A 2,405-nucleotide genomic window follows, 5' to 3' on the forward strand; every position below is an offset into this window, starting at 1 on the left:
ACCGAGTCCGATCTGACCGGCAACCGTGTTGCGGCGGTCGGCGACGGAAAGCGTTTGCCGGCCAAGCGCCGCAATCAGGTTGACCCCCTCGCGCTGTCGGCAGGGGACATGGTCGTGCACGATCAGCACGGTATCGGCCGGTTCGTCGAAATGGTCGAACGCACCATCGGCGGGGCGCGTCGTGAATACCTGGTCATCGAGTACGCGCCGAGCAAGCGTGGCCACCCGGGCGATCGTCTGTTCGTCCCGATGGAATCACTCGATCAACTTTCCCGGTACGTCGGTGGAGAGTTGCCTGCGCTGAGCAAGCTCGGTGGATCCGACTGGGCAAACACCAAGCGTAAGGCCCGCAAGGCAGTTCGTGAGATCGCGGGTGAGTTGGTTCAGCTCTACGCTGCGCGTCAGGCAGCTCCCGGGCATGCGTTCGGCCCGGACACGCCGTGGCAGAAGGAACTCGAAGACGCATTTGCGTTCACCGAGACGATCGACCAGTTGACCGTTATCAGTGAGGTCAAGGCCGACATGGAGAAGCCGGTTCCGATGGACCGGGTGGTCATCGGTGACGTCGGGTACGGCAAGACGGAGATCGCCGTTCGCGCCGCGTTCAAGGCAGTGCAGGACGGCAAGCAGGTGGCGGTGCTGGTTCCGACGACTCTGCTTGCACAGCAACATCTTCAGACGTTCACTGAACGAATGGCGTCGTTCCCGGTGAAGGTGCGAGGGCTGTCCCGTTTCACCGACGCCAAGGACTCGAAGGAAATCATCGCAGGCATGGCGGAAGGTGAGATCGACATTGTCGTCGGTACTCACCGGTTGCTGCAGACCGGTATCCGCTGGAAGGACCTCGGGCTTGTGATCGTCGACGAGGAACAGCGATTCGGAGTCGAGCACAAGGAACACATCAAGGCACTGCGCACCCATGTGGATGTCCTGACGATGTCGGCTACCCCGATTCCTCGTACTCTCGAGATGAGTATGGCCGGGATTCGCGAGATGTCCACGATCCTCACGCCGCCGGAAGAACGTCATCCGATCCTCACCTACGTCGGCGCGTATGCCGACAAGCAGGTCGCCGCGGCCATCCGGCGCGAACTGTTGCGCGACGGCCAGGTCTTCTACGTACACAACCGCGTCAGCTCGATCGACAAGGCAGCCAAGAAGATTCGCGAACTCGTCCCGGAGGCTCGCGTCGTCGTCGCGCACGGTCAGATGAACGAGGACACTCTCGAAAAGACCGTGCAGGGATTCTGGGAACGCGACTTCGACGTGTTGGTCTGTACCACGATCATCGAAACCGGTCTGGACATCTCGAACGCGAACACACTGATCGTCGAACGCGCGGATTCGCTGGGCCTCTCGCAGTTGCATCAGCTTCGCGGACGCGTCGGGCGTAGTCGTGAACGTGGATACGCCTATTTCCTGTACCCGGCCGAAAAGCCTTTGACGGAAACGGCATACGACCGGTTGGCAACGATTTCGCAGAATTCGGACCTCGGCGCGGGTATGGCCGTCGCGATGAAGGACCTCGAAATCCGTGGAGCCGGAAACGTTCTGGGCGCAGAGCAGTCCGGCCACGTCGCGGGGGTCGGGTTCGATCTGTACGTCAGGCTGGTCGGTGAGGCGGTCGAAGCCTTCCGGGCTGCAGCCGACGGCAAGCCGATCACAATGGACGAGGGCACGAAGGAAGTCCGGATCGACCTACCGGTGGACGCGCACATCCCGCCCGACTACGTCACCAGTGACAGGCTCAGGTTGGAGGGGTACCGCAAGCTCGCTGCGGCAACCGATTCCGACGGCATCGCTGCCGTAGTCGAAGAACTGGTCGATCGCTACGGCCCACTGCCCGAAGAGGTTCGACGGCTGATCTCGGTGGCCAAGCTTCGACTCCTCTGCCGCGAGTATCAACTGGAGGAAGTCGCCGTCACCGGAACTCAGCTCAAGATCTCGCCTATGTCACTGCCCGATTCCAAACAGATCAGGCTCAAGAGGATCTATCCGAGCGCGCAGTACCGGGCAACGACCGGGCTCGTGCAACTCCCGCTGCCTCGCACCGGCGGAGTCGGCTCGGATCGTCTGCGGGACGTCGAACTACTCCAGTACATCGCGGACTTCATCCTGGCGATAGACGGGCGCGCCGCCGGTGCCGTCCTGGTCGAGGCGTGAGCGCACAGTGAACGAATCGCCCGTCGTCGTACTGCTCGATCCTTTGCGGCCGCATGTCTTTCCGATAGAGGCGCTCCCGTTCTTGTCCGGCGCGATCGATATCGACCCGGACGTCCCCGACTCGGTACGCGGCGCACTGCCGGCCACGACACCCGGCGCCGCGGTGACTGTGATGATGGACACCGCCGAGCCGAAGATCGCGGCGTTGTCTGCCGCTGGGGTAAAGATGATTCGCGCCGAAC

At 62.4% G+C, this 2,405-nt stretch carries 2 protein-coding genes; both read left to right on the top strand.

The genetic code is table 11. From position 1 onward, the window contains the following. A partial coding sequence (gene mfd, locus ABT116_RS42785; RefSeq protein ID WP_351646118.1) for a transcription-repair coupling factor occupies positions 1-2,163 on the top strand: 2,163 nt, incomplete at its 5' end. 7 nt (positions 2,164-2,170) lie between these two features. Next, positions 2,171-2,405: hypothetical protein (locus ABT116_RS42790; RefSeq protein ID WP_351646120.1), on the top strand; the 235-nt coding region annotated here is incomplete at its 3' end.

It is taken from the genome of Streptomyces sp. NPDC002130 (assembly GCF_040296465.1).
GTDB lineage: Bacteria > Actinomycetota > Actinomycetes > Streptomycetales > Streptomycetaceae > Streptomyces.